We start from the raw sequence: 23,222 nt of genomic DNA on the forward strand, positions 1-23,222 counted from the left end.
TGACCGCATGCCTAAAAGTATGAAGTCAGCCATTTTTAATTATCCAGTTGCCTACTTGAATAGCTACAGTTCAGCGATTTCATACAAAGTCTAGAGCCATTTTCCAATTTGTTATGTAGCATTTGGTTCTTATAGTTATTTTCTAAATTTTTTATTCAATGCTTTTTCCACATGTACTGGAACAAAATCTGAAACATTCGCCTTATATGCAGCAACTTCTTTAACAACACTTGAACTAATAAACGAGTAATTTGTACTAGTCATCATATACATTGTTTCTACATCACTATTTAGCTTTTTATTCATTGAAGTCAGTCTCAATTCATATTCAAAGTCACTTACAGCTCTCAAACCTCTGATTATTGTCTGCGCACCAATATCGTCACAAAAATCAACAAGTAAACCATTAAAATGATGTACTGTAACGTTATCCAAATGTTTCACTGATTCTTTAATCAATTCTATGCGTTCTTCAATTGAAAATGTTCCTGCTTTACTACTGTTTTTCAAGACACAAATGTGAAGCTCATCAAAGCGATCAGCACTTCTATCTATAATATCTATATGCCCATAGGTAATTGGATCAAAACTTCCGGGAATAACTGCTTTAGTTGTAGACATTTTAATCTCCTTTTTCTAATAACAAAGTGTCTGTCAGTCCATAATGATAACGCTTTATCACATGGAAAGGATCAGTATTAATTTTTTCGTGATGATTGAACTCACAAACGATAATACCACTTTCTTTTAATAAATTAAACTTTGCGATTTCTTTCAACGCTTCATCTATTAGTCCTTTTTCATATGGGGGGTCCAAAAAGATTACATCAAATTGAATATCTCGTTTCGAAAGTGCTTTCAACGCACGGTCTGCATTGTTTTTATATACTTCAGTTTGCGATTCTATATTCAAACTCTTTAAATTTGCTTTAATCACTTTAACGGCTTTAAAATTTTGATCTACAAAAATCATTTTATCAATACCACGAGACAAAGCTTCGATACCTAAAGACCCGCTACCTGCATATAAATCTAAGCCTATTCCTGAAACTTCATGAAGACTATTAAAAATGCCCTCTTTCACTTTATCCATTGTAGGTCTGGTATTGCGCCCTTCTATGCTCTCTAGCGCTTTACTTTTATGTATTCCTGAAATCACTCTCATATTATTAACACTTCCATTCTTAAATCAAATTTTATATAATGCATACTGCATGATAAGGAGGATACAATAATGAAACAATCATTTATAAAATTAGGCGAAGGCCTCACAGACTTATTCGAATTTAACACTTTAATAGAATATAATTTCAAACGTATCGACCATATTGTTTATTTCCACGCTGCTACTTTCGAGAAAAAAACTTCTTCAGTAGCAATCGTTATGCATCCTACAAGTGAAAATCACTTCCAAGCTATGTATATCATGGTTAATGCTTTAAATTATCCCTATCCTAATTCCAATAAAAAGTTTGAAATGATCAATGAGCAAGCAAGACTATATAATATAGATATCAAAGAGGTAGATGTACAACCTAGTGAAACCTTCCACGACATCGATTTATATTTTAACTACTTAATCAGTGTTTTAAGACTACAGAGATGGATTCCACCATTGCAATAATTGAATAAAATAAGCCACTGTAGACAATCACTGTACTATTGTGGCTTTTTAACTCATTCATATTAACTCTTTAGCTACATTTCTTTTAATCAGATACAAAAAATCAAGATATTTCATGCTGTTCTTTTTCATAAACCTTTTTCAAATATTTATAAGGTGAGCCTTCAATATCCTTTACATATTTGAGCTTCATTAATTTTTCAACAATTTGATCCGCTTCTTCTTCATTTATATACATTACAACATAGCGTTGTTGTCTATTTACACTTACAATATGGCCAAACTTTCTTACTTGTCTTTCGTGTTTCATATGTTTTAAATAAATTATCAAACTTGTTCTAGCTATAGTGTTCATATTTTTCACTCCAATTATTAGCCTTTATATAATATCATGTCTTTTTATTTTTAGAAATAACAATTATTTTGATGTATCACAAACATTTGCTATATTACTTTATATACTCAAAACTGAGGAGGATTGCTCGTGACAAAAATCAATAAATTAATTAAGGGCGGATTTTTAAGTACACTTGGTTTAGTCGGCAGTGTATTTTTACTTACTAAATATAAAGCTAAACCGAATAATCAAAGTATACCATCTTTCTTTTCTAAACCTGCACCATATATATTTGCCCATCGTGGTGGCATGGCTGTAAGACCAGAGCAAACTAAACTTGCTTTTGATAATGCAGCAGCACACGGGATTGATGGATTTGAAACAGATGTAAGACTTACAAAAGATCGAAAACTCATCGTTTTCCATGATGTAGACGTGGATCGTACGACTAACGGGTCAGGTAAAGTATCCGAACATACTTTAGCAGAGATAAAACAGTTAGATTCAGGATATCATTTTGTAGATATAAACGGTCATAAACCTTATAGAGGCCACAAAGATGCTTATATTTTATCTTTTGATGAATTACTTAAATTATATCCAAATCAATTGATTAATGTTGATTTAAAAGATGACCCTGAAAGTGAACATGGCCATCTTGTACCAGAAATTATATTTGAGGATATTGTTGCTAATAATGCTCAAGATCGCGTATTAGTAACAAGTTTCCATAGTAAACAAATTGAACGTTTTAATATAATAAGTAATGGTACAGTAGCCATTGGCGCAGGTCAAAGTGAAGTTGCAGAAGGTTTCTTAAAGTTCTATTTAGGACTAGGCAATAGCTTTCAACCACGTGCGCACACTTTCCAAATGCCTGTTTCATTCAAAGGTATTAAACTAACTTCACCAAGATTCATTCAATGGCTAAACACACGTGATATCATTCCAGGTTATTATGGTGTGAATAATCTCGACTTAATGAATGATTTGATTTTTAATGGTGCGCATACCCTTGTTACTGATAGACCCGATTTAGCAGAACGCTTTAAACATACTTATCACTAGCAACGCATGCTTCACAATAAAGCTGGGAAACCTCAATGAGGCGTCCCAGCTTTTTCAATATTTCTTATTGATAACTCTTAAAATTCAGCTTAAAGAGAACAGTTACATGATCCACCTGTAGCACAACCACTTGCATCTTTTTGGAAAAATGGATTGCCTGTTTCAATTTTTACATTTTCAGAAACAGCGTATGCAATTTTAACAATCACTTCATCTATTAAATCCTGTAGTAAAACTTCTTTTTGTTTAAAATCCATTACAACTGGCAACATTTCATACGCACGTTTACGTTTACGTGTGTCCAACATCACTGTTTGGTAATCAGGGTGGTATTTACCAAAACGCATAATTTCATCATATTTATCTTTTGATTTCAAAAATGCTTGGTATAGTAAGTGTGCCTCATCATTATCCGTTAATTGTTGTTCAGCCTCTTTATATTCTTTATATAATCTTGATTCAAGTATTTTATCACTAAGTGCTTCAATTTCATCAAGCACTGTTAATGTTTCTTCAGTAATCATCGTTACAAATCTCCTTTCTATTTATCTTCAACAAAAATAATTGTGTAGTAACCATTCGTTACTTCGCCACCCATTTCATTATATTTAGAGTTTAACATCCTAGATCTATGAATATCTGAGTTGAGCCAACTATGTATTAAAGTTGGAACTTCGTTAAAATCATAGCCTACATTTTGACTAGCAGATACAAATGGCACTTCTTGCTCATTTAACTGTTGTTTTAAAGCATCTTCAGTAAATTCAACACTATCAGTACCAATTGCTTCATACAAGTTAAATGAGGCAATATGCGTCAATTGATTATTAACCTTCAATGGCTCAGCATCCTTTAACTTTCTCATTTCATTTGTAATTTCATAAAGTGTAGTCAGCTGATTTGAGTTTTGCTCATAAGTAATATTACTATATTTACTTTTAACTTCTTTATCTTCTTTGGTAGATAACATTTGATACGGTTTAAATGCTGCCAAAGCTTCACTATCTAAATATCTAACCGCGACTACCTCATTAGATTGCTGATCTATGTAGACTTGAGCATAGATATCTTTGAATTTAATTAATGCTTGTGTTTTCATATCTGAATCAGATAATTCTAATTGATATTGCTTACCATTTACAGAAATCATTGGTTCTGGATTGATACTATATTTTTCAAAAACGTTTGACGCATCATCCTGTATCTTTATTGGATTTACATTAGCATCTTTACCTGTCGCATAAACAGACTTAACAATCCCTTTTTTAGTAGTAATCAAATAATATTTATCTTTTTGCTTAAATACATAATTTTTAAAATTATTTTTATATGGATAAACTCGATCAGCTTGACCATATTTATCAGTTAATTCATCTAAGCTTTGACCAACCCACGTACTTACGCCCTTTTCAGGTTTAGGGTTTTCAGCGTTTGTCTCAGTTTTTTGAGCATCCTTATTTTGAGTCGTTTTTGTTGAATCTTTATTAGGATTTTCGAGTACGTCAAACTTTAAACGCGGTGAGTAAAATAGATAAATTAAAAAACAAATTAATAATAATACACCAACAATTTTAATTATTAGTTTTTTCATCGCTCACCCACCTATATATTACTTTCATTTATTGTACATGTTTCATTATGTCACAAGCAAGGTATGACGTTGTAAATTCTTTGTTAAGATTAGCACAGGTCATTTAAAATACACATTTTTACGATTCAGCGATACAAGTGATACATCACCCTTTTTTGGGTATAGTGATAATTGAGAGGTGAAAGTCATGACAACAATTCGTATTCACGGTGCAAAACAAAATAATTTGAAAAATGTTTCTGTCGATATACCCAAGCATCAAATAACGGTTTTTACTGGTCGCTCAGGTTCAGGAAAATCTTCACTAGTATTTAATACCATTGCTGCCGAGTCAGAACGTCTTTTAAATGAAACATATTCTACATATATACAACATCAATTAACTCAATATTCAAAACCAAAAGTAGATTTGATTGAACACCTACCAGTTGCTATGATTATCAACCAAAAACGATTGGGTGGTAATTCGCGCTCTACAGTAGGTACAATATCTGATATATATGCTTCAGTGAGATTATTATGGTCTCGAATCGGAGAACCTTTTGTGGGTTACTCTGACATATTCTCATTTAACAATCCTAAAGGGATGTGCGATACATGCTCAGGTCTAGGCTATGTGGAAGATATAGACTTAAATGAGCTGTTAGATTTCAATAAATCATTAAATGAAGATGCGATACGATTCCCCTCTTTTAGACCAGATAGTTGGAGAGGAAAGCGTTATTTGTATACAGGGTTATTTGATAATGATAAAAAATTAAAAGATTATACACAAGAAGAACTTAATACATTGCTATATACAAAGCCTACTAAACTGAAAAACCCACCTGATAATTGGCCTAAAACAGCCAAATTCGAAGGTTTAATTCATCGGTTTAGACGTTCTTTTTTACTCAATGATAATTTTGAAAAAAATAAATTTAGAGATGCCATAGATCGTGTCGTAACTTCAAAAGAATGTCCGAAATGTCATGGAAAAAGATTACATCCAGATATTTTAAAATGTAAAATTAATGGTTTTGACATCTCAGATTTCACTCAATTATCCATTGATGATGCATTAGATTTCATTAAAAACATTCACTCAGATAAAGCCCGCGTCATCATTGAACCACTACAAAAACAGCTACAATCTTTAAGTTATATCGGGCTTAATTACCTAACTTTATCTAGAGAAACTACCACGCTTTCTGGTGGTGAATCACAACGTATTAAATTAATAAGACACCTTAATAGCCCTCTAAGCGATTTAGTTTACATTATAGATGAGCCTAGTGTTGGTTTGCATCCTGATGACATACAACGTATAAATGAAATCATACAATCTTTAAAAGACAAAGGAAATACTGTGTTGGTCGTTGAACATGACCCTGATGTTATACGAATTGCTGATCACGTTGTAGATTTAGGTCCACTTGCTGGAAAAAACGGTGGAGAAATTACATTTACCGGGTCTTACAATACTTTATTAAAATCAACTACGAGTACAGGCGTTGCTTTACGAAGAATGCATAATCTTAAATCACAACCTAGAGAAATCCAAGATTATATTAAACTTTCTAATATTTCTCGTAATAATTTAAAAAATGTTTCAACTAAAATACCTAAACAAGCTATGACTGTAGTGACTGGTGTCGCAGGTTCCGGCAAAAGTTCTTTAATTCATGAAGGATTAGGTCAGTTACAAGACACTATTTTTATTGATCAAAAACCTGTACATGCATCAAGTCGTTCTAACTTACTCACTTATTTAAATATATTTGATGAAGTACGAAGCTATTTCAGTGAAGAAACTGGATTAAAAAAATCTATGTTTAGTTATAATTCAGAAGGCGCCTGTCCAGAGTGTCATGGTAAAGGAATTTTAAAAACTGAGCTTGCATTTATGCCAGATTTTACTCAAACATGTGATGTTTGTGACGGCTTAAGATATAAACCAGAAGTTCTTGATGCAAAAATAGCTGGTTATTCAATCGCAGATATTCTTGCGCTAACTGTAGATGAAGCAATCGAATTCTTCCATTCAAAACACAATATTTCAACACCTTTAAATGCTTTAAAATCTACGGGACTTAATTATATGACATTAGGTCAAACATTAAATACATTATCAGGCGGCGAAATTCAACGTGTGAAACTAAGTAAATATTTAACACGTACTGTAAATCACCAAACTTTTGTCTTCGATGAACCTACAACAGGATTGCATGAAGATGACATACCTATCTTATTAGACTGTTTTAATCAACTTATTGATGACAGCAACACAGTAGTAGTAATAGAACATAACTTAACCATGATGACTCATGCAGACTGGATCATTGATATAGGCCCTTATGCTGGTGGACAAGGTGGTCAATTGCTATATGAAGGAAAAACAAAAGGGTTATTAGACATTAAAGCTTCTGTAACTGCAAAACATTTACTAAGATATTTAGGTAACTAGATTGAACCTTCGGTATTGTTGTTTATTAACGATATCGCTGTAATTAAAAAATGGTAAGCAATCAAAATTTGATTGCTTACCATTTTTATTATATGCCGATAATCTTTCCGTAAAATGACTAACAGTAAGTCAAAAATATTAGTTACAATCCAAATGTTGCTTTAATTAGCGATGTAGTCTCTCCGCCAGGATAAATTACATAGAGTAAAGCATAAACTGCTACACCAGTAATTGCAGTAAAGAACCATATAATCGATGCAATCGGGCCGACAAATCTATGCACTTTAAATTTCTCTTTAAAGGCCGTGATGATTTGTGATACACCTAAAATTGCACCAATTGTTGCTAAATTGATATGGAATACTAAGAATATTGTGTAATAAATTTTCACTGAATCTGGACCGCCGAAAGCAGTATTACCAACGAAAATCGTTCTTGAAGCATAAATGATAAAGAATGCGAGTGCAAAAAACGCTGCGCTTAGCATTACTTTTTTATGACTTTCAATTTCTCTCTTCCAAATTTTGCGCCAACCTATTGCAACTAAGATCGCACTAATAATAATAAAACTTGTACTTAAAGTAGGTAAAATTGGTAAATTCATATAATACATCCTCATTATTAATTATTAGAACATTTGAATTAATGACACGACGACAACGAGCACAAAGAATACTACTAAATAATTCAATGAATAAATAAACATTTTTGTTGCCCATTTCGTTTCATCTAAATCTTTCTTAAAGCTTGTTAACCACATGTACACCCAACCTAAATTCAACAATGTTGCGATTACAATAAACGTTGTGCCTAAAGTGCTAAGTAAAAATGGTAGTGGTAATAAGAAAACAAGCCATATTAACATGCTTACTCTCGTACGACTAAACCCTTTAACGGATGGTAGCATTGGAATATTTGCTAATGAATATTCATCTTTACGCTTAATTGCTAACGCATAAAAATGAACCGGTTGCCAACAGAATACTACTAAGAATAGTGCTACTGCTACCAAACTGATGTTTCCTTCTATTGCAGTCCAACCAATTAATGGTGGCACTGCACCTGGAAAACTACCAATTACTGTATTCCAAACCGTATGACGTTTAGACCAAATAGAATAAAACGAAACATACCCAACGATTCCTATCAAGCCAATTACTCCCGAAGGTATGTTTAACGCAAATAGAAATGCCTCCCCTATAAGCATCATTCCAAAACTGAGAATCAATAGATTTCTGTCTGAGATTCTCTCATTAACTGTTGGTCTCTGTTGTTTACTTGGCATGATACTGTCAATATCTTGATCATAGTAATTATTTAAAGCACATGCGCCCCCCATAATTAACGTAGAGCCCACCAACATCATTAAGATTTGTGGTATTGACGAGAGGAAGGAATGATTCGCCAACACAATTGCAAGCCATGAACCAGCAAATGCAGGCAGTAAGTTTCCTTGTACAAGTCCTGTTTTGATGATTTGCTGTAACTCTTTAAAAGTTACACGACTAGAATTATGTGACAAAGTTTGTTCTTTGTTCATAATTTCCCTCCTATTTTTTTCATATAATACAATGATATATTAAATTTGTGTTATTGACTACATTTATGTAAAGTTATTTGTGACACTTTAGCGACTTTCACAAATAGTCATTTTTGTGACACAATTTAATCTATATTTCTTGTTATAATGTTAGTTAAGATTTATTTAAATTTTATAAGTATGTTTTTTCGAGATTAATAATTACAATAATTACAACAAATAATGGTACATCTGAATGTAATTTAATGTCTCAAGAATTTTACATATAAGTGGGGGGTTAATTCTTGTTTAGCAAAAAAAACCTAAAATGGTTATCTGTTTTAGCAACACTCATTATGGCTTTTGTTCAATTGGGTGGTGCCTTAGTTACCAAGACTGGTTCAGCAGATGGATGTGGCTCTGACTGGCCATTATGTCATGGTGCATTTTTACCTCAAAATTTACCAATTCAAACGTTGATTGAATTAAGTCACCGTGCAGTTTCAGGCATATCCATGCTTGTTGTCTTATGGTTAGCGATAGTTGCTTGGAAACATATTGGTTATATTAAAGAAGTAAAACCGTTAAGTATTATAAGTGTTGGATTCTTAGTCATCCAAGCGCTTGTTGGTGCAGCAGCAGTAATGTGGCAACAAAATTCTTATACGTTAGCTTTACACTTTGGTATTTCATTGATTTCATTTTCATCAGTGTTTGTCTTAACTTTAATTATTTTTGAAATTGATCAAAAATATGAAGCTGATGAACTATTTATCAGAAAACCATTAAGAATTTATACATGGATTATGGCAATTGTTGTATATTTAACTATATACACGGGAGCACTAGTAAGACACAAAGAAGCCAGCTTAGCATATGGTAAATGGCCACTGCCATTTGACGATATCATACCGCATAATGTACAAGACTGGGTAAACTTTACGCATAGAGGTATGGCTTTAATTGCTTTCATTTGGATATTACTAACATTTATCCATGCAGTAAAAAATTATAGCCATAATCGTACAATACGTTTTGGTTATACATCTGCCTTTGTCTTAGTAGTTTTACAAGTTATTACAGGTGCTTTATCTATGATGACAAATGTTAATCTATTCATTGCTTTGTTACATGCGCTATTTATCACTATATTGTTTGGCTTAATAGCTTACTTTATAGTACTAATGCTTCGAACAATTCGAAGTGGCGGATAACTTAGATTTTATTGGTTCATAAACAGTATAAGTACGTAGATAAACCAAATGCTAAAAAAGCATTTGGTTTTTTTATTGATAATATTCATTAAAGCTACTTTTCAGCATTAAAATCAATATATACTAAAGATATTTTTCATTAAGTGGGTTATATATTCATTGTTATTTGTTGCATTTATAATAATTCAACTAATTAATTATTGATTATTTAAAAATGACAATGCTTTGAGCGGACTCCTGACTTGTTGAGGAAGCACTAGTTGAAGACTACAGACTGAGAGTGTCCCGCGGAAAGTGTACAACACAAAAAATTCAGAGACTTTGTCGACTTTTAGAACTACCCATTTCTATTAAAGTTTTTGACATATAAAACAGCCGTCAAATTCCCATTTAAGAAATCTGACGGCTGTTTGATTGTAGAATAAAAAATTTAATCTACTGGCTCTTTCTCAATTTCAATTAATAAGTCACCTGTTTGGATTGCTTCTCCACTTTGAACTGTAACCTTCTTAACCACACCATCAAATGGTGATTGGATTGTAGTTTCCATTTTCATTGCTTCTGTAATTAATAAAGCTTGACCACTCGTAACAGATTCACCTTCTGAAATTTTGACTTCAGTAACTGAACCTGGCATTTGAGCGCCGATATGATTTGGATTTAATTTATCTGCTTTAGGTTTCACACTTTCACTTGCCTTGACGTTTTCATCTTGAATGAAGATACGACGTGCTTGACCATTCATATCATAGAAAATTGTGCGAATACCTTTTTCATCAGGTTCTGTAATTGTCTTAAGTGTAATAATGAGTCTCTTACCTGTATCAATTTCGATTTCTACAGTCTCGTTAGATCTCATACCGAAAAAGAATGTTGGCGTATCTAATAATGATACATTACCAAATTGTTCTCGCGTTGAGATAAACTGTTCATAAACTTTAGGATATAACACATAACTGATTATATCTTGTTCTGTAACTTCTCTTTCTTGTTTCTCTTCTAATTCTTTTCTTACAGCTTCAAAATCTACAGGTTCTAAATATTCACCTGGTCTATCTGTTAAAGCTGTTTGACCTTTTAGGATGACTTTTTGCAATTGTTTATTAAATCCACTTACTGGTTGGCCAATTTCCCCTTTAAAGAATGATACAACAGATTCCGGGAAGTCTAATTTATAGCCATCATCAATGATAGTTTGCTCATCTAAATCATTTTGCACCATGTATAAAGCCATATCACCTACCACTTTAGAAGAAGGTGTTACTTTTACAATATCGCCAAATAAGAAATTAACACGTTTGTACATTTCTTTCACTTCATTAAATCTATTGCCTAGACCTAAACTTTTAGCTTGTTGACTTAAGTTTGAATATTGTCCACCTGGCATTTCGTGTTGGTAAATTTCAGTATTAGGTGATTTAATATCACTTTCAAAATCACTGTAATACTGACGCACTGTACCCCAATAATGAGATAATTCTTCCATACCATCAATATCCGCACGTACATTTCTACCAAAACCGTTTAATGCATAGTATAACGAATTAGAACTTGGTTGACTTGTTAGGCCACTCATTGACGCTACAGCAGTATCAATGACATCTACACCAGCATCTATCGCTTGTTTGTATACAAGTATGCCATTACCACTTGTATCATGCGTATGCAGATGGATAGGTAAATCTACTGCAGCTTTTAATTCTCCAATTAACTCATTCGCAGCTTTAGGTTTCAATAAGCCCGCCATATCTTTAATCGCTAAAATATGGAAGCCTTCTCTTTCAAGTTCTTTCGCCATATTTACATAATATTCTATTGTGTACAGGTCAGAACGATTCGGATTCAAAATATCACCTGTATAACAAATTGCGCCTTCTGAAATTTTACCTGCTTCTTGTACTGCTTCGTTTGCTACTTTCATTTGATCTACCCAGTTTAATGAATCAAATATACGGAATACATCAATTCCAGCATCTGCACTCTCTTTGACAAACTTTTTAATTACGTTGTCAGGGTAATTTTTATAACCGACTGCATTAGAAGCACGTAGTAACATTTGGAATAGTACATTTGGAACAGCTTTTCTTAATCTTTCTAATCTTTCCCACGGGTTTTCTTTTAAGAAGTTAAATGCGACATCAAATGTTGCACCACCCCACATTTCTAATGAAAAACTATCTTTCATTACATCTGCAGTTTTAGAAGCGATGTTCATCATATCTTTCGTACGTACACGAGTAGCAAGTAATGATTGATGTGCGTCTCTAAATGTTGTGTCTGTTATTAATACATCTTCTTGTTGTTTTAACCAATCTGCAACTGCTTTAGGGCCTTGTGCGTCTAAAAGTTGCTTAGTACCTTCTAATTGTTCAACCTCTTTTTTAGCAATCTTTGGAATTGGAGATGCTTCATAAATTGGTTTTGGTCGTTTTTCAACATTCGGGAAACCGTTAATTGAAACATTACCTATATATTCTAGTGTTTTTGTACCACGATCAAGTGTTGGTGCTATATCAAAAAGCTCTGGCGTTTTCTCGATGAATTTTGTTGTATAATCGCCGGTTTTAAATTGTTCATGTCTCATCACATTAATCAAGAATGGCACATTGGTTTTAACACCACGTATTCTCATTTCTTGTAACGAACGATCCATTTTTTCATTTGCTTGTTTAAATGACATCGCATGAGTAGATAGTTTCACAAGTAATGAATCATAATAAGGTGAAATTTCTGCACCTTGGAAACCATCACCAGCATCTAATCTAACACCAAAGCCACCACTTGAACGATAAGCTATGATTCTACCCGAATCAGGCATGAAATCATTTGTAGGATCTTCAGTAGTAATACGACATTGTATAGCGTACCCTAACGTTCGAATATCTTCTTGTTTTGGCATATTTATTTCATCATCAAATAATACTTCACCGTCTGCTACAAGTATTTGTGTTTTTACAATATCCACGCCTGTTATCATTTCAGTAATTGTATGTTCAACTTGTACACGTGGGTTCACTTCTATGAAATAGAAATCATCTCCTGATACTAAAAATTCTACAGTACCAGCGTTAACGTATTTTATATTTTCCATGAGTTGGATTGCAGCATCAGAAATACGTTCTCTTAAATCATCAGACAAAGCAACAGAAGGTGCTACTTCTACTACCTTTTGATGACGTCGTTGCACTGAGCAATCACGTTCATATAAGTGAACGATATTCCCATGTTCATCACCGATAATTTGAACTTCTATATGTTTTGGATTATCGATATATTTTTCAATATATACTTCACTATTACCAAATGATTTTTCAGCTTCAGACTTAGCACGGTGGAATGCGTCCTCTAATTCATCTTCTGCATAGACGATACGCATGCCTTTACCACCGCCACCGCTTGTAGCTTTAATCATAAGTGGATAGCCCGCTTCATTTGCAAAAGCTATAGCATCTTCTTGATTATCAATTGGTCCATCAGTACCTGGGATAACTCTTAAATCTGCTTTAATTGCTGTTGATCTTGCTTTAACTTTGTCCCCAAACATATCTAAATGCTCTACACGTGGCCCAATAAATTTGATGCCTTCTTCCTGACATCTACGTGCAAATGTTTCATTTTCACTTAAAAAACCATAACCAGGATGAATTGCATCTACATCGGCACGTTTCGCCACTTCTAAAATGCGTTCAATATCTAAATATGATTCTGCAGGACCTAAATCTTCGCCTACTAAGTATGATTCATCCGCTTTATATCTATGTAAAGACCCTTTATCTTCATTTGAATAAATCGCAACTGTTTGTACATTTAACTCAGTTGCTGCTCTAAAAATCCTTATTGCTATTTCTCCACGATTGGCTACCATAAGTTTATTTATTTTTTTCACAACATGGTCCCCCTTAAAATTTGAATTTTCTAAAAAGTTTGATATAGAAACCATTATAGCAAAATGCGAACAATGTATACAAATAAAAGTTTATTCGTTTATTCTAGAAACACTTCTTAAACTGTTGAATTATGATCACTGATTGATAAAATTTTATCTATATGTGATAGTCTCTAAACACTGTAGTATACTCGCATTTCTATGGAATTATATCATAGCTTAAGTATAATAAAAAGTTATTAAAATTGATAACTTTTTATTATCATTAACTTTAAAAACACTAAGTTTTTCAAAATTAAGATGTCTGATTATAAAAATAAGCAAACGTTTTCAACATTTTACTGTTGTAACGTTTGCTTTTACAAATTACATATTTATATCATAACTACCATAATTAAGTAACTTATGATCTTCTAGAAATTCCTACATTATTGTTAATTTTATTTGCTTTTTTCTTTCTTAATTCTTCGATTTTAATTTGTTTCGCTGTAATTAGCAATAGACCCATGGCGATACTTAAACTTATCATTGAAGAACCACCAAAGCTTATGAATGGTAATGGTACACCTGTTAATGGTATTGTACCTGAAATGCCACCTAAGTTAACAAACGTTTGACTACCGATATAGCTTGCAATACCTACACAGACCAACTTGTAAAAGTAAGAATTGGTTTTATTTGCAAGTTCAAATGCTCTGTAAACTATAAAGAATAGTAAGCCTATAACCACGACGCAGCCTACCAAGCCTAACTCTTCAGCAATAATCGAAAATATAAAATCAGTATGTGGCTCTGGTAAGTATCCTAATTTCATAATACTATTACCTAACCCTCGTCCAAACAATCCGCCATTTCCGATTGCAATCAAGGAGTTAGAAATATGATACCCAGTACCTTCTTCATTACTAAATGGATTAGTTAATGTACTAAAACGCGCAGTCAAGTAATCTGGAACTAATCCTAACAGTAGGAACAACCCACCTATAATAACTACACCGAATAAAATCATCAAACCATATTTAAGTGATTTTTGAACACCAATGCCTGCATAAAATATGATTGAAAAGAAGATTATTAAGATTAATAATGTTTGACCTACATCTCTTTGTAAAAGCACAAGTGCTATACAAAATGAAGCCAAAATAATTGGTGATGTTAATAGTTTAGGATTTTTAAAAACTTTTGGTCGTTTCTTTTCTATCATATAAGGTATATATACAATTATTGCAATTTTCAATAGTTCCGAAGCTTGTAGATTCATAAACCCTAAATTGAGCCAACTTTTCGAACCATTAATATTACTTCCTACAAGTAAAGTGGCTACAAGTAAAGCAACCATTATCATCATCATCCATTTCTGAAATCTGATGGATTCAAGGAATTTGACATTCATAAAGAAGGCCATGAAAAAGACAAGAATTAAACTCATGATTACATACATTAATTGTCTTGTATAAAAGTAAGTCCCAGTCACTGGAACGCCACCTGTCAATGAACCTTTTGTAGCTGCAACCATACTTGCACTATATACCATTACTAAGCCTATAAGACATAATAAAATATATGTAATTACTAACGGATAATCAATATATTTGGCATTTCTACCAATATATCGAAAAAATTGTTTTATGTTATTCATTTGACATATCATCCAATTCTAATTATTAATATCATTTATCATTACTAGCTCAAATTCGTAACATTAAAACGATATTTATTGTTGTAAATCGTCTTAAGATATTGGGTCTATTTCATAAAAAATAAATTACACTTTTAACATTATATCAAACATCACTATGATATTTCGAACAAATATAACACTAAATACCATTATTTTAACCATTAATTTCGTCATTTGTCTATTTTGAGCAAAAGAAAATGGCTGCGATGCAATCAACAATATATTGATGTCCCAGCCACTCTGAAATATGTTATGTAGTTTTGAAGATACTACTTATTCAAGTTGTGTGTATTTTCAAAGCTGGTTAAAATCTTTCCAGCCAAAAAATCTATTTATTTAACCATATTAAACATTAGTAAATGCGTCATGCAATTTAGAAAGTTCTTTTTCTAATCGTAGCATTAAATCTTTGCCCACTTCTATATCGACTAAACCAAGTTGAACAGCAAAATCTACTTCTTTTTGCAATCCAAACATTTGTGTATCGAGTACTTCTTCATATAACGGGCATTGAGGTAACGTCAGATTATCCATTTGTACTTTTATAAGTTGGAGAATCCTATCAGCATCTTTATTCAACTGGTCATATGCCGCATTGTTCATTTTTTGATTTTTTACCAAGACATACTCCCCCTATCAATTGTAACTTTATATGTAGAAGTGTATCTTACTGATTCATAAAAAGCAAGTGAATTCCTTAATATACTAAACCGTGTTATTTGTGATAATATTGATATTAAAGAAATCTTTATCTCAAATATATTTTTTACAGAATCGTCAGACTACTGACATCCGTTGTGAAAACGTTTTATTTCAACGCAGTTTTTAATGTACAATGAGTATAGAAGTATTCACTAACAAGTGAGAAACATTCACAAAAAGTTCATTTTTACATATTTTTGTTATAAAGATAGATAAGATATACAAATAGGAGTGGGACTATGATTCAAATTAAGGGCGCAGTTAAATTTCCAATATCATTAGATAGTACAACTTGGATTTTTGATGATAGAAAAGTACAAATTGAAGATTTAGAAAAAGGTGTATTCGACGGTACAAAACCAATCAATTTTGACGATAACCGTGAATGGAATCGTGCAATTTTGGAAGGTCAAACTAATCCACCAACATTAAATTCTGAAATTAAATATAAAAGACGTGCAGTATTGGAACAATCATTTGTTATCAATATGACACCTTTTTTCAAGAATGCTGAACCACATGATTCTGCAAAGATCATCCGTTTATATAATGAGAATGATGCCATTGAGGTTCCGATTGATTTATTACCTTACCTCTTTTTCCAATTCGCTAAAGATGGTAAAAGATTATATGATGACTATAGTGTAGATAGCTTTGTTTACATTCCAAATGAAGGTTATTCTTACCAATTTGCATACGTTACTCATATTGAGGTGATCTAAGTATGAAAAAAGTTCAATGTATTATTTGTGATACAGAAGTATTTATCGATCAAAATACATTAGAAGCGAAAAGACTTAGAAATGATCCGATGCACACATTTATGTGTGATGAGTGTAAAAGTAGACTTGATACACCTAAACAGCGCAATCAAGTAACAACTTACAATCATCTCTAACACAAAATTTTATTACACAATAATTTAATAAACAAACTTTATAATTATAATAGCTAATTGTTCAATAATTATGAGCCGTAACTAAAATGCAGCTCAAATTGTTAAATGCTTAGCTATTTTTATATGTTATAAATCATCAAGTACATATAATATTAATAGCAATATACTTTTAATTTTATTAACCACATTATTTTAAATGACAATTTTAAAAGAAAAGAACCAAACTAGATAATATTAACTAGTTTGGTTCTCATATCAAATCTTTTTTAATTACTCATCTTCTTGCATCAATTGTTTGATACGTTTAGATTCTTTTTCACGCGCTGATTTTTCTAGAACTGTTTTTCTAATACGAATATTTTCTGGTGTAACTTCTACAAGTTCATCGTCATTGATAAATTGTAATGCTTCTTCTAATGTTAAAATTCTTGGGCGTTTCATACTTACAGTTTGGTCTTTATTAGCAGAACGTACGTTTGTTTGGTTCTTTTCTTTCGTAACATTAACTGTTAAGTCATTATCACGGTTATGTTCACCAACAACCATACCTTCATATACTTCAGTACCAGGTTCCATGAAGTTTGTACCACGGTCTTCTAAGCCCATAATTGCATAAGCACTAGCTTTACCTTGATCAAGAGATACAAGTGCACCATTTCTTCTGCCACCGATACGACCTTTAACACGTGGTCTAAATTCATCAAATGTATGGTTAATGATACCGTAACCACGAGTTTGAGACATAAATTCTGTAGTATAACCAATTAAACCACGAGCAGGAACCATAAAGATAATACGAGTTAAGCCATTATCTGTTGTAACCATATCAAGCATTTCACCTTTACGTTGGCCTAATGACTCGATTACAGGACCTGTATATTCTTGTGGTACTTCACATTGTACACGTTCAAACGGTTCACATTTCACACCATCAATCTCTTTTAAAATAACTTGAGGTTTAGACACTTGTAATTCAAAGCCTTCACGTCTCATGTTTTCTATTAAGATTGATAAATGTAATTCTCCACGACCTGCAACAATCCATTTATCTGGTGACTCAGTTGGTGTAACTTTTAATGAAACGTCTGTTTCTAATTGTTGATCAAGACGTTCTTGAATTTGACGAGATGTTACATAATCGCCTTCACGACCTGCAAATGGTGAATTGTTAACTCTAAATGTCATTTCAAGTGTTGGTTCATCAATTCTTAATACAGGTAACGCATCTTGGTGATCACTTGGCGTTACTGTTTCACCAACATTAATATCTTCCATGCCCGATACGGCAATTAAATCACCAGCATATGCTTCGTTAACTTCTTCACGTTTTAATCCGAAGAAACCAAAGATTTTTGTTACACGGAAGTTTTTAACAGTACCATCTAATTTAATTAAAGATACACTATCTCCTACACGCATTGTTCCTCGGAACACACGTCCTACACCAATACGTCCTAAATAGTCACTATAGTCTAATAGTGCAATTTGGAATTGTAGCGGCTCTTCTCTATTATCAACTGGTGCTGGTACATAATCGATAATTGTTTCGTATAAAGATTGCATGTTTTCATCTTGTTTTTCTGCATCTAAACTTGCAGTACCATTTACAGCTGATGCGTAAACGACTGGGAAATCTAATTGTTCGTCAGAAGCTTCTAACTCGATAAATAGGTCTAATACTTCATCTACTACACCTTCAGCACGTGCTTCTGGTTTATCAATTTTATTTACAACTACAACTGGTTTTAAGTTTTGCTCTAATGCTTTTTTCAATACGAAACGTGTTTGTGGCATCGTTCCTTCATAAGCATCTACTACAAGTACAACACCATCAACCATTTTCATGATACGCTCAACTTCGCCACCGAAGTCAGCATGTCCTGGTGTATCTAAAATATTAATTCGATTGTCTTTATAGTTAACTGCTGTATTTTTAGCAAGGATTGTGATACCACGTTCTCTTTCAATATCATTAGAATCCATTGCTCTTTCGTCTACTTGTTCATTTTCACGGAATATTCCTGATTGTTTTAATAACTCATCTACTAGTGTTGTTTTACCATGGTCAACGTGAGCGATGATAGCTATATTACGAACGTCTTCTCTTCTATTAGTCATTTATACAAATTCCTTTCTCGAGTAAATTCCCACTTTTCTTTGCAACTTTTTTATTATATCATATAATTGGTTAAAGAAAACTATAAAGGTGTGGTAGTATGCAACAAAAAAAATCGAAAGCAATATTCTGGGTACTTGCTGTAGTAGCTGTAGTATTCTTGCTTTTATTTAGCTTTAGTTTAGCTGCAACAAATGTTCCATTGATGATTTTAACACTTATATTATTCATTGCAACATTTGGTTACGGTTTCACTTTAAAAAAGAAATATCGCGAAAACGATTGGCTATAATCGAGTCAAATTTTATATACAATCTATAAAAGCGTCTCAATTCTAAAAAATAGGATTGAGGCGCTTTTCATAGGCTGTTTTTTCTTCTAAAATGATCTTTTATTATTTATTTTTTAAACGTTGTTGCAATAATCCAATGATTTCATTATTTTTTTGAAAATGTTGTTCAATGAGTTCAGCGTGTAATTGTTTATTCGCCATTACAATAGAACTAGGTTCATAAATTGATAATGCGTCTCCCATTAAATCTGTACCTTTTCCACCTACTTCATTTAAGATGATGTGACCACCAGCAAAATCCCAGGGTTGTAATCGAGGTGTAATATATCCAGCTAATTTTCCGGTTGCGACATGAATAATTTCTAAAGCAGCTGATCCATAAGCTCTGGCACTCCTGGATTCTTCTACTATAGGTTTAAATAATTCTCCTAAACGAGGCTTGGTTAGCCAATTAGGATTAATGCCAATAATACTTGTACTTAAAGTTGTCGATTTTATTTCAGGAAGTCGATTTTCATTCTCGAATGCTCCTTCTCCAACCTTAGCGTGATATAGTGCATCGTTCATCACATCATATACAAATCCTGCATATGGCTGCCCATCATTATAAATACCGATAGAAATTGCAAAATTTTCTTTTTGATGAACAAAATTCAATGTACCATCAATTGGATCAACGACCCACACAACACCCGTCACGTTGTTAAGGTCATGACCATGCCCCTCTTCACCAATGACATGGTGGTTAGGATATGTTTTTAAAATATTTTCAAAAATATAGTTTTCTGTAGCTTTATCTACATTAGTCACTAAATCATTAGGATTTGATTTTGTTTCTATCTCTATATCTTCTTTCATTATTTTTTTTACATTGTTCCCTGCCTCTAATATGAGACCTTTAGCAAACTCGTAAACAGTCATTGTATCAGCTCCTTATGGACTTCTCATTATACAGTAATTAATACTTAAAAAGTTAATACTTAACTTTTCTAATTTCTAATAATAATATGTATAAAAATATATTTTGTATATTTTATGATTTCTTACATGTATACCCTATTTAGTCTTTTCTACACGCGCACCATAAAGTTATGTTTTAAGCTGTGCAAAATGGGCAAAGACAATGTTAATCCAATTATATTATGCTACAATACAAACGTAAATAATGTTTACAGGAGGCCCCAATGACTAAATACATATTTAAACCTAAAGATTTCAAAGCATTCACAGTTGATGGTCTTGATGCAAGAATGGAAGCGTTAAATGAACGTATCCGACCACAGCTTAATGAATTAGGTGATTATTTTGCACAATATTTAGAAACAGTAACCGGTGAAAAATTTTATCCACACGTAGCTAAACATGCGCGTCGAAAAGTTAACCCACCAAAAGATACATGGGTCGCATTCGCTACAAATAAACGCGGTTATAAAATGCAACCTCATTTTCAAATAGGTCTGTTTGAAAATCAATTATTTGTCATGTATGGTATCATGCATGAAACAAAAGACAAAGCACAACAAATAAAAGCTTTCGAGGACCAATTTGAAACACTTAAAAATTTACCAAATGACTATAGCATTAGTCCTGATCATATGAGCCAAGAAAAATTTTACATTCATGAAATGTCAGATGAAGACCTAACAAAAGCGCTCAACCGTGTTAAAGAAGTTAAAAAAGGTGAGTTCTTTGTAGCTCGTACATTGTCACCAAATGCTGAACAATTACAAAGCGATAAAGTCTTTTTGAACTTCCTCGAAGAAACCTTCGAACAATTACTCAAATTCTATAAATAATTCATCTGAAATATCTAAAAAGCACGTTACTTAAAATGAATTTAAGTAACGTGCTTTTCTATTTTTACCAATTTATCTTTATAAATGATTGTCAGATACATTTAGTAAATATACGGGTCATCATCTTTTTTTCGTTTCATTTCTGCCTCAGGATCCATGTCTTGCTGCTGGGGCTTTTGTTTTTCTTTTTCGTTATTATAAATGTTATAATTTGGCATCTGATTAATGTGATTAGCTTGATTATTGTCGTCTTTTTTAACAAATAGCATAATACCAACAATAAACCATAAAATCATCGCAATAAAGTTGCCACCAAACATACCAATAATAGCAGAAACGATAAATAAACATCCTGCTAATATACGATTGCCTTTAATCGTAAATACTGCAATAAAAGCTAAAATCGTTGAAATAAGTGTAAAGACACCTTGGAATATGATAGAAGCTTTAAATGCTTCTGGCGACATTTCTACACCTTGTTGTTGATTCATTTCATTAAACACTTCTTTAAATTCTGGCACGTTGATGAACGCATATACAATTATCGAAAATATTAAGAAAATTAAACTAAGACTATTTGCTATCCAAGCTAGAATACGTTCTGTTTTCCTACTCATACTCTTCCTCCTATAAATTCATTAATTATATCATAGCAAATTTATGAATAATTAAAAATAACCACGACCTATCACTAAATGATATTTTGTTAGAGCAATATAAATAAAAACCCGATTGCCGCACATCATGTGAGCAATCGAGTTTATTAATCGAATAACAAATGGAGTTGTTATAAAAATAACACAACTTTTATTATGATTTGTCTTTTGTTTCAGAATCATTTTGTTCTTTAGACTTTACCTCTTGTGATTCTTCGGCATCTTGCGAAGTGATTTTCTTACGTTCTTCGAAATTCTTTCTACGCTGATTAGCTGCACTTGGTTGTTGTTTACGTTTTTCCTTTTCACGTTTTCTGCGTTCTTTTTTCTCTTGTTTAATACGTGCTTTTTCTTCTGCTTTTTCTTGTTTCAATCTTGCAGCTTCTTCTGCTTCTTCTTGTTTACGGCGTTGTTGTTCTTCTTGCTCAGCTTGTTTTCTTTGTTGCGCTTCGTACGCTTCTTGTTTACGGCGTGCTTCTTCTTCCGCCATACGTTGATTTTCTAATTCTGTTTCATTATCTTGTTGTTCTTCTTGCTCATTCGTTACTGCATCTTTGCTATTTTGGTCTTCGTTGGCAACTGCTTCACCATCTTCATTATATACATTGCTAACTTGACCGAATTCATCTTCAGTACTTTGACTGTCATCTTTAACATTATTGTGTTTTCTTTGCTTATAATTATATTTTGCTTGTCTAGAAAGTACTTGTGGTTCTTCATCAGATGCATTATTTTCAGAGTTTACTTTTTCTGCAACTTCAGAGCTATAACCGCCTCTTCTTAATTGATTATCATTACTTTGTTGTTGTTCTACGTCAGAAGTTTGTTGCTTTTCAATGTATTGAGGTGAGTTCGGTTCTGATTGTTGCTCATAATCTGAATAACGTTCTTGGTATCCTTCTGCATAATATGCAGGCACCGTTTCTACCTTTTCTTTTCGTGCAAACATCATGATTGCCACGATTAAAAATAGAATTGGGATAATTAGCGGTACAAATAGCAACACTAATGGTAACGTCACTATCGTTGCGACTAAAAATAAGAATCCTGATAAAATTCTTATATTCATTGAAATTAAGGCTAAAAATGATAAAAGCAAACAAACGATGAAATATACTATAATCGCCCACACGCCATTTTGTAGCCATATTACAAATTGGATTGTATTTAATCCATTATTCGCTAATATTTGTTGAATAAAATCATTGCCATTCAATGAAGTCTCCAAATTTTGTATTGATGCTTCACTACTAAATGATACTAGTGCAATAAACATCGTAATAATGGTTAGTAATAATAAGAATATCCAACTCAACCAACCTAATACTTTTTCTGCTAGTCGACTCACCGGGCGTCTAACTTGAGTATATTGCTCTCCTGACATGTCTTTACAACT

Annotated in this window: 22 protein-coding genes; 8 read left to right on the forward strand and 14 right to left on the reverse strand. The window is 32.5% G+C overall.

The window, feature by feature from the left end:
* Window positions 1–135: 135 nt before the first annotated feature.
* Together coaD and rsmD are read right to left on the reverse strand one after the other, a co-directional pair.
* On the reverse strand, window positions 136–621 hold the full coding sequence (coaD, locus tag MHB47_RS08710) for a pantetheine-phosphate adenylyltransferase (protein WP_002507974.1): 486 nt from the start codon (window positions 619–621) through the stop codon (window positions 136–138).
* Window position 622: 1 nt separating this feature from the next.
* Window positions 623–1,165, reverse strand: a complete 543-nt coding sequence (gene rsmD / locus MHB47_RS08715; RefSeq protein WP_002512273.1) for a 16S rRNA (guanine(966)-N(2))-methyltransferase RsmD — start codon at window positions 1,163–1,165, stop codon at window positions 623–625.
* Between the two features lie 69 nt (window positions 1,166–1,234).
* Here rsmD and MHB47_RS08720 point away from each other — a divergent pair, with 69 nt between their 5' ends.
* Window positions 1,235–1,624: a DUF7147 family protein gene (locus MHB47_RS08720; RefSeq protein ID WP_340756200.1), complete on the forward strand. Its 390-nt coding sequence runs from the start codon at window positions 1,235–1,237 to the stop codon at window positions 1,622–1,624.
* 103 nt (window positions 1,625–1,727) lie between these two features.
* Here the strand turns inward: MHB47_RS08720 and MHB47_RS08725 are convergent, their stop codons facing one another.
* The gene (locus tag MHB47_RS08725; protein WP_002507977.1) at window positions 1,728–1,979 is read right to left on the reverse strand and encodes a YlbG family protein; all 252 of its coding nucleotides are present in this window, start codon (window positions 1,977–1,979) and stop codon (window positions 1,728–1,730) included.
* Window positions 1,980–2,108: 129 nt separating this feature from the next.
* Here MHB47_RS08725 and MHB47_RS08730 point away from each other — a divergent pair, with 129 nt between their 5' ends.
* Window positions 2,109–3,029, forward strand: a complete 921-nt coding sequence (locus MHB47_RS08730) for a glycerophosphodiester phosphodiesterase (RefSeq protein ID WP_021338668.1) — start codon at window positions 2,109–2,111, stop codon at window positions 3,027–3,029.
* A gap of 89 nt (window positions 3,030–3,118) precedes the next feature.
* Here MHB47_RS08730 and MHB47_RS08735 read toward each other — a convergent pair whose 3' ends face one another.
* On the reverse strand, window positions 3,119–3,553 hold the full coding sequence (locus tag MHB47_RS08735) for a YlbF family regulator (RefSeq protein WP_340756201.1): 435 nt from the start codon (window positions 3,551–3,553) through the stop codon (window positions 3,119–3,121).
* 17 nt (window positions 3,554–3,570) lie between these two features.
* Entirely contained in the window at window positions 3,571–4,620 is a 1,050-nt protein-coding gene (locus tag MHB47_RS08740) for a CAP-associated domain-containing protein (protein ID WP_340756203.1), read from the reverse strand.
* Between the two features lie 187 nt (window positions 4,621–4,807).
* On the opposite strand from MHB47_RS08740, the gene MHB47_RS08745 reads away from it, so the two are divergent.
* Window positions 4,808–7,066 (forward strand): excinuclease ABC subunit UvrA, encoded by a 2,259-nt coding sequence (locus MHB47_RS08745; RefSeq protein ID WP_340756205.1) that lies wholly within the window; start codon window positions 4,808–4,810, stop codon window positions 7,064–7,066.
* 142 nt (window positions 7,067–7,208) lie between these two features.
* On the opposite strand, the gene MHB47_RS08750 is transcribed toward MHB47_RS08745, so the two are convergent.
* Together MHB47_RS08750 and cyoE are read right to left on the reverse strand one after the other, a co-directional pair.
* On the reverse strand, window positions 7,209–7,670 hold the full coding sequence (locus MHB47_RS08750) for a DUF420 domain-containing protein (RefSeq protein WP_002507982.1): 462 nt from the start codon (window positions 7,668–7,670) through the stop codon (window positions 7,209–7,211).
* A gap of 24 nt (window positions 7,671–7,694) precedes the next feature.
* Window positions 7,695–8,606 carry a heme o synthase gene (gene cyoE / locus MHB47_RS08755; protein WP_002507983.1) on the reverse strand — a complete coding sequence of 304 codons (912 nt, stop codon included), beginning with the start codon at window positions 8,604–8,606 and terminating at the stop codon, window positions 7,695–7,697.
* Window positions 8,607–8,890: 284 nt separating this feature from the next.
* Between cyoE and MHB47_RS08760 the strand changes: the two genes are divergently transcribed.
* Entirely contained in the window at window positions 8,891–9,799 is a 909-nt protein-coding gene (locus MHB47_RS08760; RefSeq protein ID WP_107515200.1) for a COX15/CtaA family protein, read from the forward strand.
* A gap of 430 nt (window positions 9,800–10,229) precedes the next feature.
* Here MHB47_RS08760 and MHB47_RS08765 read toward each other — a convergent pair whose 3' ends face one another.
* The 3 genes from MHB47_RS08765 to MHB47_RS08775 form a co-directional block, all read right to left on the reverse strand.
* The gene (locus tag MHB47_RS08765) at window positions 10,230–13,685 is read right to left on the reverse strand and encodes a pyruvate carboxylase (RefSeq protein WP_021338665.1); all 3,456 of its coding nucleotides are present in this window, start codon (window positions 13,683–13,685) and stop codon (window positions 10,230–10,232) included.
* Window positions 13,686–14,088: 403 nt separating this feature from the next.
* Entirely contained in the window at window positions 14,089–15,324 is a 1,236-nt protein-coding gene (ftsW, locus tag MHB47_RS08770) for a cell division peptidoglycan polymerase FtsW (RefSeq protein WP_340756209.1), read from the reverse strand.
* A gap of 387 nt (window positions 15,325–15,711) precedes the next feature.
* Window positions 15,712–15,969, reverse strand: a complete 258-nt coding sequence (locus MHB47_RS08775) for a YlaN family protein (protein WP_031265880.1) — start codon at window positions 15,967–15,969, stop codon at window positions 15,712–15,714.
* 338 nt (window positions 15,970–16,307) lie between these two features.
* Here MHB47_RS08775 and MHB47_RS08780 point away from each other — a divergent pair, with 338 nt between their 5' ends.
* Entirely contained in the window at window positions 16,308–16,790 is a 483-nt protein-coding gene (locus tag MHB47_RS08780; RefSeq protein WP_002512269.1) for a hypothetical protein, read from the forward strand.
* A gap of 2 nt (window positions 16,791–16,792) precedes the next feature.
* Entirely contained in the window at window positions 16,793–16,966 is a 174-nt protein-coding gene (locus MHB47_RS08785) for a DUF2197 domain-containing protein (RefSeq protein WP_002507989.1), read from the forward strand.
* A gap of 270 nt (window positions 16,967–17,236) precedes the next feature.
* Here MHB47_RS08785 and typA read toward each other — a convergent pair whose 3' ends face one another.
* A complete protein-coding gene (gene typA / locus MHB47_RS08790) occupies window positions 17,237–19,084 on the reverse strand; it encodes a translational GTPase TypA (RefSeq protein ID WP_340756211.1) in 1,848 nt (615 codons plus the stop codon).
* 98 nt (window positions 19,085–19,182) lie between these two features.
* On the opposite strand from typA, the gene MHB47_RS08795 reads away from it, so the two are divergent.
* Window positions 19,183–19,374 carry a DUF5325 family protein gene (locus tag MHB47_RS08795; RefSeq protein ID WP_002507991.1) on the forward strand — a complete coding sequence of 64 codons (192 nt, stop codon included), beginning with the start codon at window positions 19,183–19,185 and terminating at the stop codon, window positions 19,372–19,374.
* 102 nt (window positions 19,375–19,476) lie between these two features.
* On the opposite strand, the gene MHB47_RS08800 is transcribed toward MHB47_RS08795, so the two are convergent.
* A complete protein-coding gene (locus MHB47_RS08800) occupies window positions 19,477–20,295 on the reverse strand; it encodes an inositol monophosphatase family protein (protein WP_021338662.1) in 819 nt (272 codons plus the stop codon).
* 263 nt (window positions 20,296–20,558) lie between these two features.
* Here MHB47_RS08800 and MHB47_RS08805 point away from each other — a divergent pair, with 263 nt between their 5' ends.
* Window positions 20,559–21,170, forward strand: coding sequence for a YktB family protein (locus MHB47_RS08805; RefSeq protein WP_021338661.1), 612 nt, complete (start codon window positions 20,559–20,561; stop codon window positions 21,168–21,170).
* Window positions 21,171–21,271: 101 nt separating this feature from the next.
* On the opposite strand, the gene MHB47_RS08810 is transcribed toward MHB47_RS08805, so the two are convergent.
* Together MHB47_RS08810 and auxB are read right to left on the reverse strand one after the other, a co-directional pair.
* Entirely contained in the window at window positions 21,272–21,787 is a 516-nt protein-coding gene (locus tag MHB47_RS08810) for a DUF4064 domain-containing protein (protein ID WP_021338660.1), read from the reverse strand.
* Between the two features lie 193 nt (window positions 21,788–21,980).
* Entirely contained in the window at window positions 21,981–23,210 is a 1,230-nt protein-coding gene (gene auxB / locus MHB47_RS08815; RefSeq protein ID WP_340756213.1) for a lipoteichoic acid stability factor AuxB, read from the reverse strand.
* Window positions 23,211–23,222 lie beyond the last annotated feature (12 nt).

Source organism: Staphylococcus sp. FSL K6-3157 (assembly GCF_038005145.1).
Taxonomy (GTDB): Bacteria; Bacillota; Bacilli; order Staphylococcales; family Staphylococcaceae; genus Staphylococcus; species Staphylococcus equorum.

What these genes read in the sequence shown, in the direction of transcription:
- coaD (WP_002507974.1), bottom strand. Translation starts at nt 621, where the DNA reads ATGTCTACAACTAAAGCAGTTATTCCCGGAAGTTTTGATCCAATTACC.
- rsmD (WP_002512273.1), bottom strand. Translation starts at nt 1,165, where the DNA reads ATGAGAGTGATTTCAGGAATACATAAAAGTAAAGCGCTAGAGAGCATA.
- MHB47_RS08720 (WP_340756200.1), top strand. Translation starts at nt 1,235, where the DNA reads ATGAAACAATCATTTATAAAATTAGGCGAAGGCCTCACAGACTTATTC.
- MHB47_RS08725 (WP_002507977.1), bottom strand. Translation starts at nt 1,979, where the DNA reads ATGAACACTATAGCTAGAACAAGTTTGATAATTTATTTAAAACATATG.
- MHB47_RS08735 (WP_340756201.1), bottom strand. Translation starts at nt 3,553, where the DNA reads ATGATTACTGAAGAAACATTAACAGTGCTTGATGAAATTGAAGCACTT.
- MHB47_RS08740 (WP_340756203.1), bottom strand. Translation starts at nt 4,620, where the DNA reads ATGAAAAAACTAATAATTAAAATTGTTGGTGTATTATTATTAATTTGT.
- MHB47_RS08745 (WP_340756205.1), top strand. Translation starts at nt 4,808, where the DNA reads ATGACAACAATTCGTATTCACGGTGCAAAACAAAATAATTTGAAAAAT.
- MHB47_RS08750 (WP_002507982.1), bottom strand. Translation starts at nt 7,670, where the DNA reads ATGAATTTACCAATTTTACCTACTTTAAGTACAAGTTTTATTATTATT.
- cyoE (WP_002507983.1), bottom strand. Translation starts at nt 8,606, where the DNA reads ATGAACAAAGAACAAACTTTGTCACATAATTCTAGTCGTGTAACTTTT.
- ftsW (WP_340756209.1), bottom strand. Translation starts at nt 15,324, where the DNA reads ATGAATAACATAAAACAATTTTTTCGATATATTGGTAGAAATGCCAAA.
- MHB47_RS08775 (WP_031265880.1), bottom strand. Translation starts at nt 15,969, where the DNA reads ATGAACAATGCGGCATATGACCAGTTGAATAAAGATGCTGATAGGATT.
- MHB47_RS08780 (WP_002512269.1), top strand. Translation starts at nt 16,308, where the DNA reads ATGATTCAAATTAAGGGCGCAGTTAAATTTCCAATATCATTAGATAGT.
- MHB47_RS08785 (WP_002507989.1), top strand. Translation starts at nt 16,793, where the DNA reads ATGAAAAAAGTTCAATGTATTATTTGTGATACAGAAGTATTTATCGAT.
- typA (WP_340756211.1), bottom strand. Translation starts at nt 19,084, where the DNA reads ATGACTAATAGAAGAGAAGACGTTCGTAATATAGCTATCATCGCTCAC.
- MHB47_RS08795 (WP_002507991.1), top strand. Translation starts at nt 19,183, where the DNA reads ATGCAACAAAAAAAATCGAAAGCAATATTCTGGGTACTTGCTGTAGTA.
- MHB47_RS08800 (WP_021338662.1), bottom strand. Translation starts at nt 20,295, where the DNA reads ATGACTGTTTACGAGTTTGCTAAAGGTCTCATATTAGAGGCAGGGAAC.
- MHB47_RS08805 (WP_021338661.1), top strand. Translation starts at nt 20,559, where the DNA reads ATGACTAAATACATATTTAAACCTAAAGATTTCAAAGCATTCACAGTT.
- MHB47_RS08810 (WP_021338660.1), bottom strand. Translation starts at nt 21,787, where the DNA reads ATGAGTAGGAAAACAGAACGTATTCTAGCTTGGATAGCAAATAGTCTT.
- auxB (WP_340756213.1), bottom strand. Translation starts at nt 23,210, where the DNA reads ATGTCAGGAGAGCAATATACTCAAGTTAGACGCCCGGTGAGTCGACTA.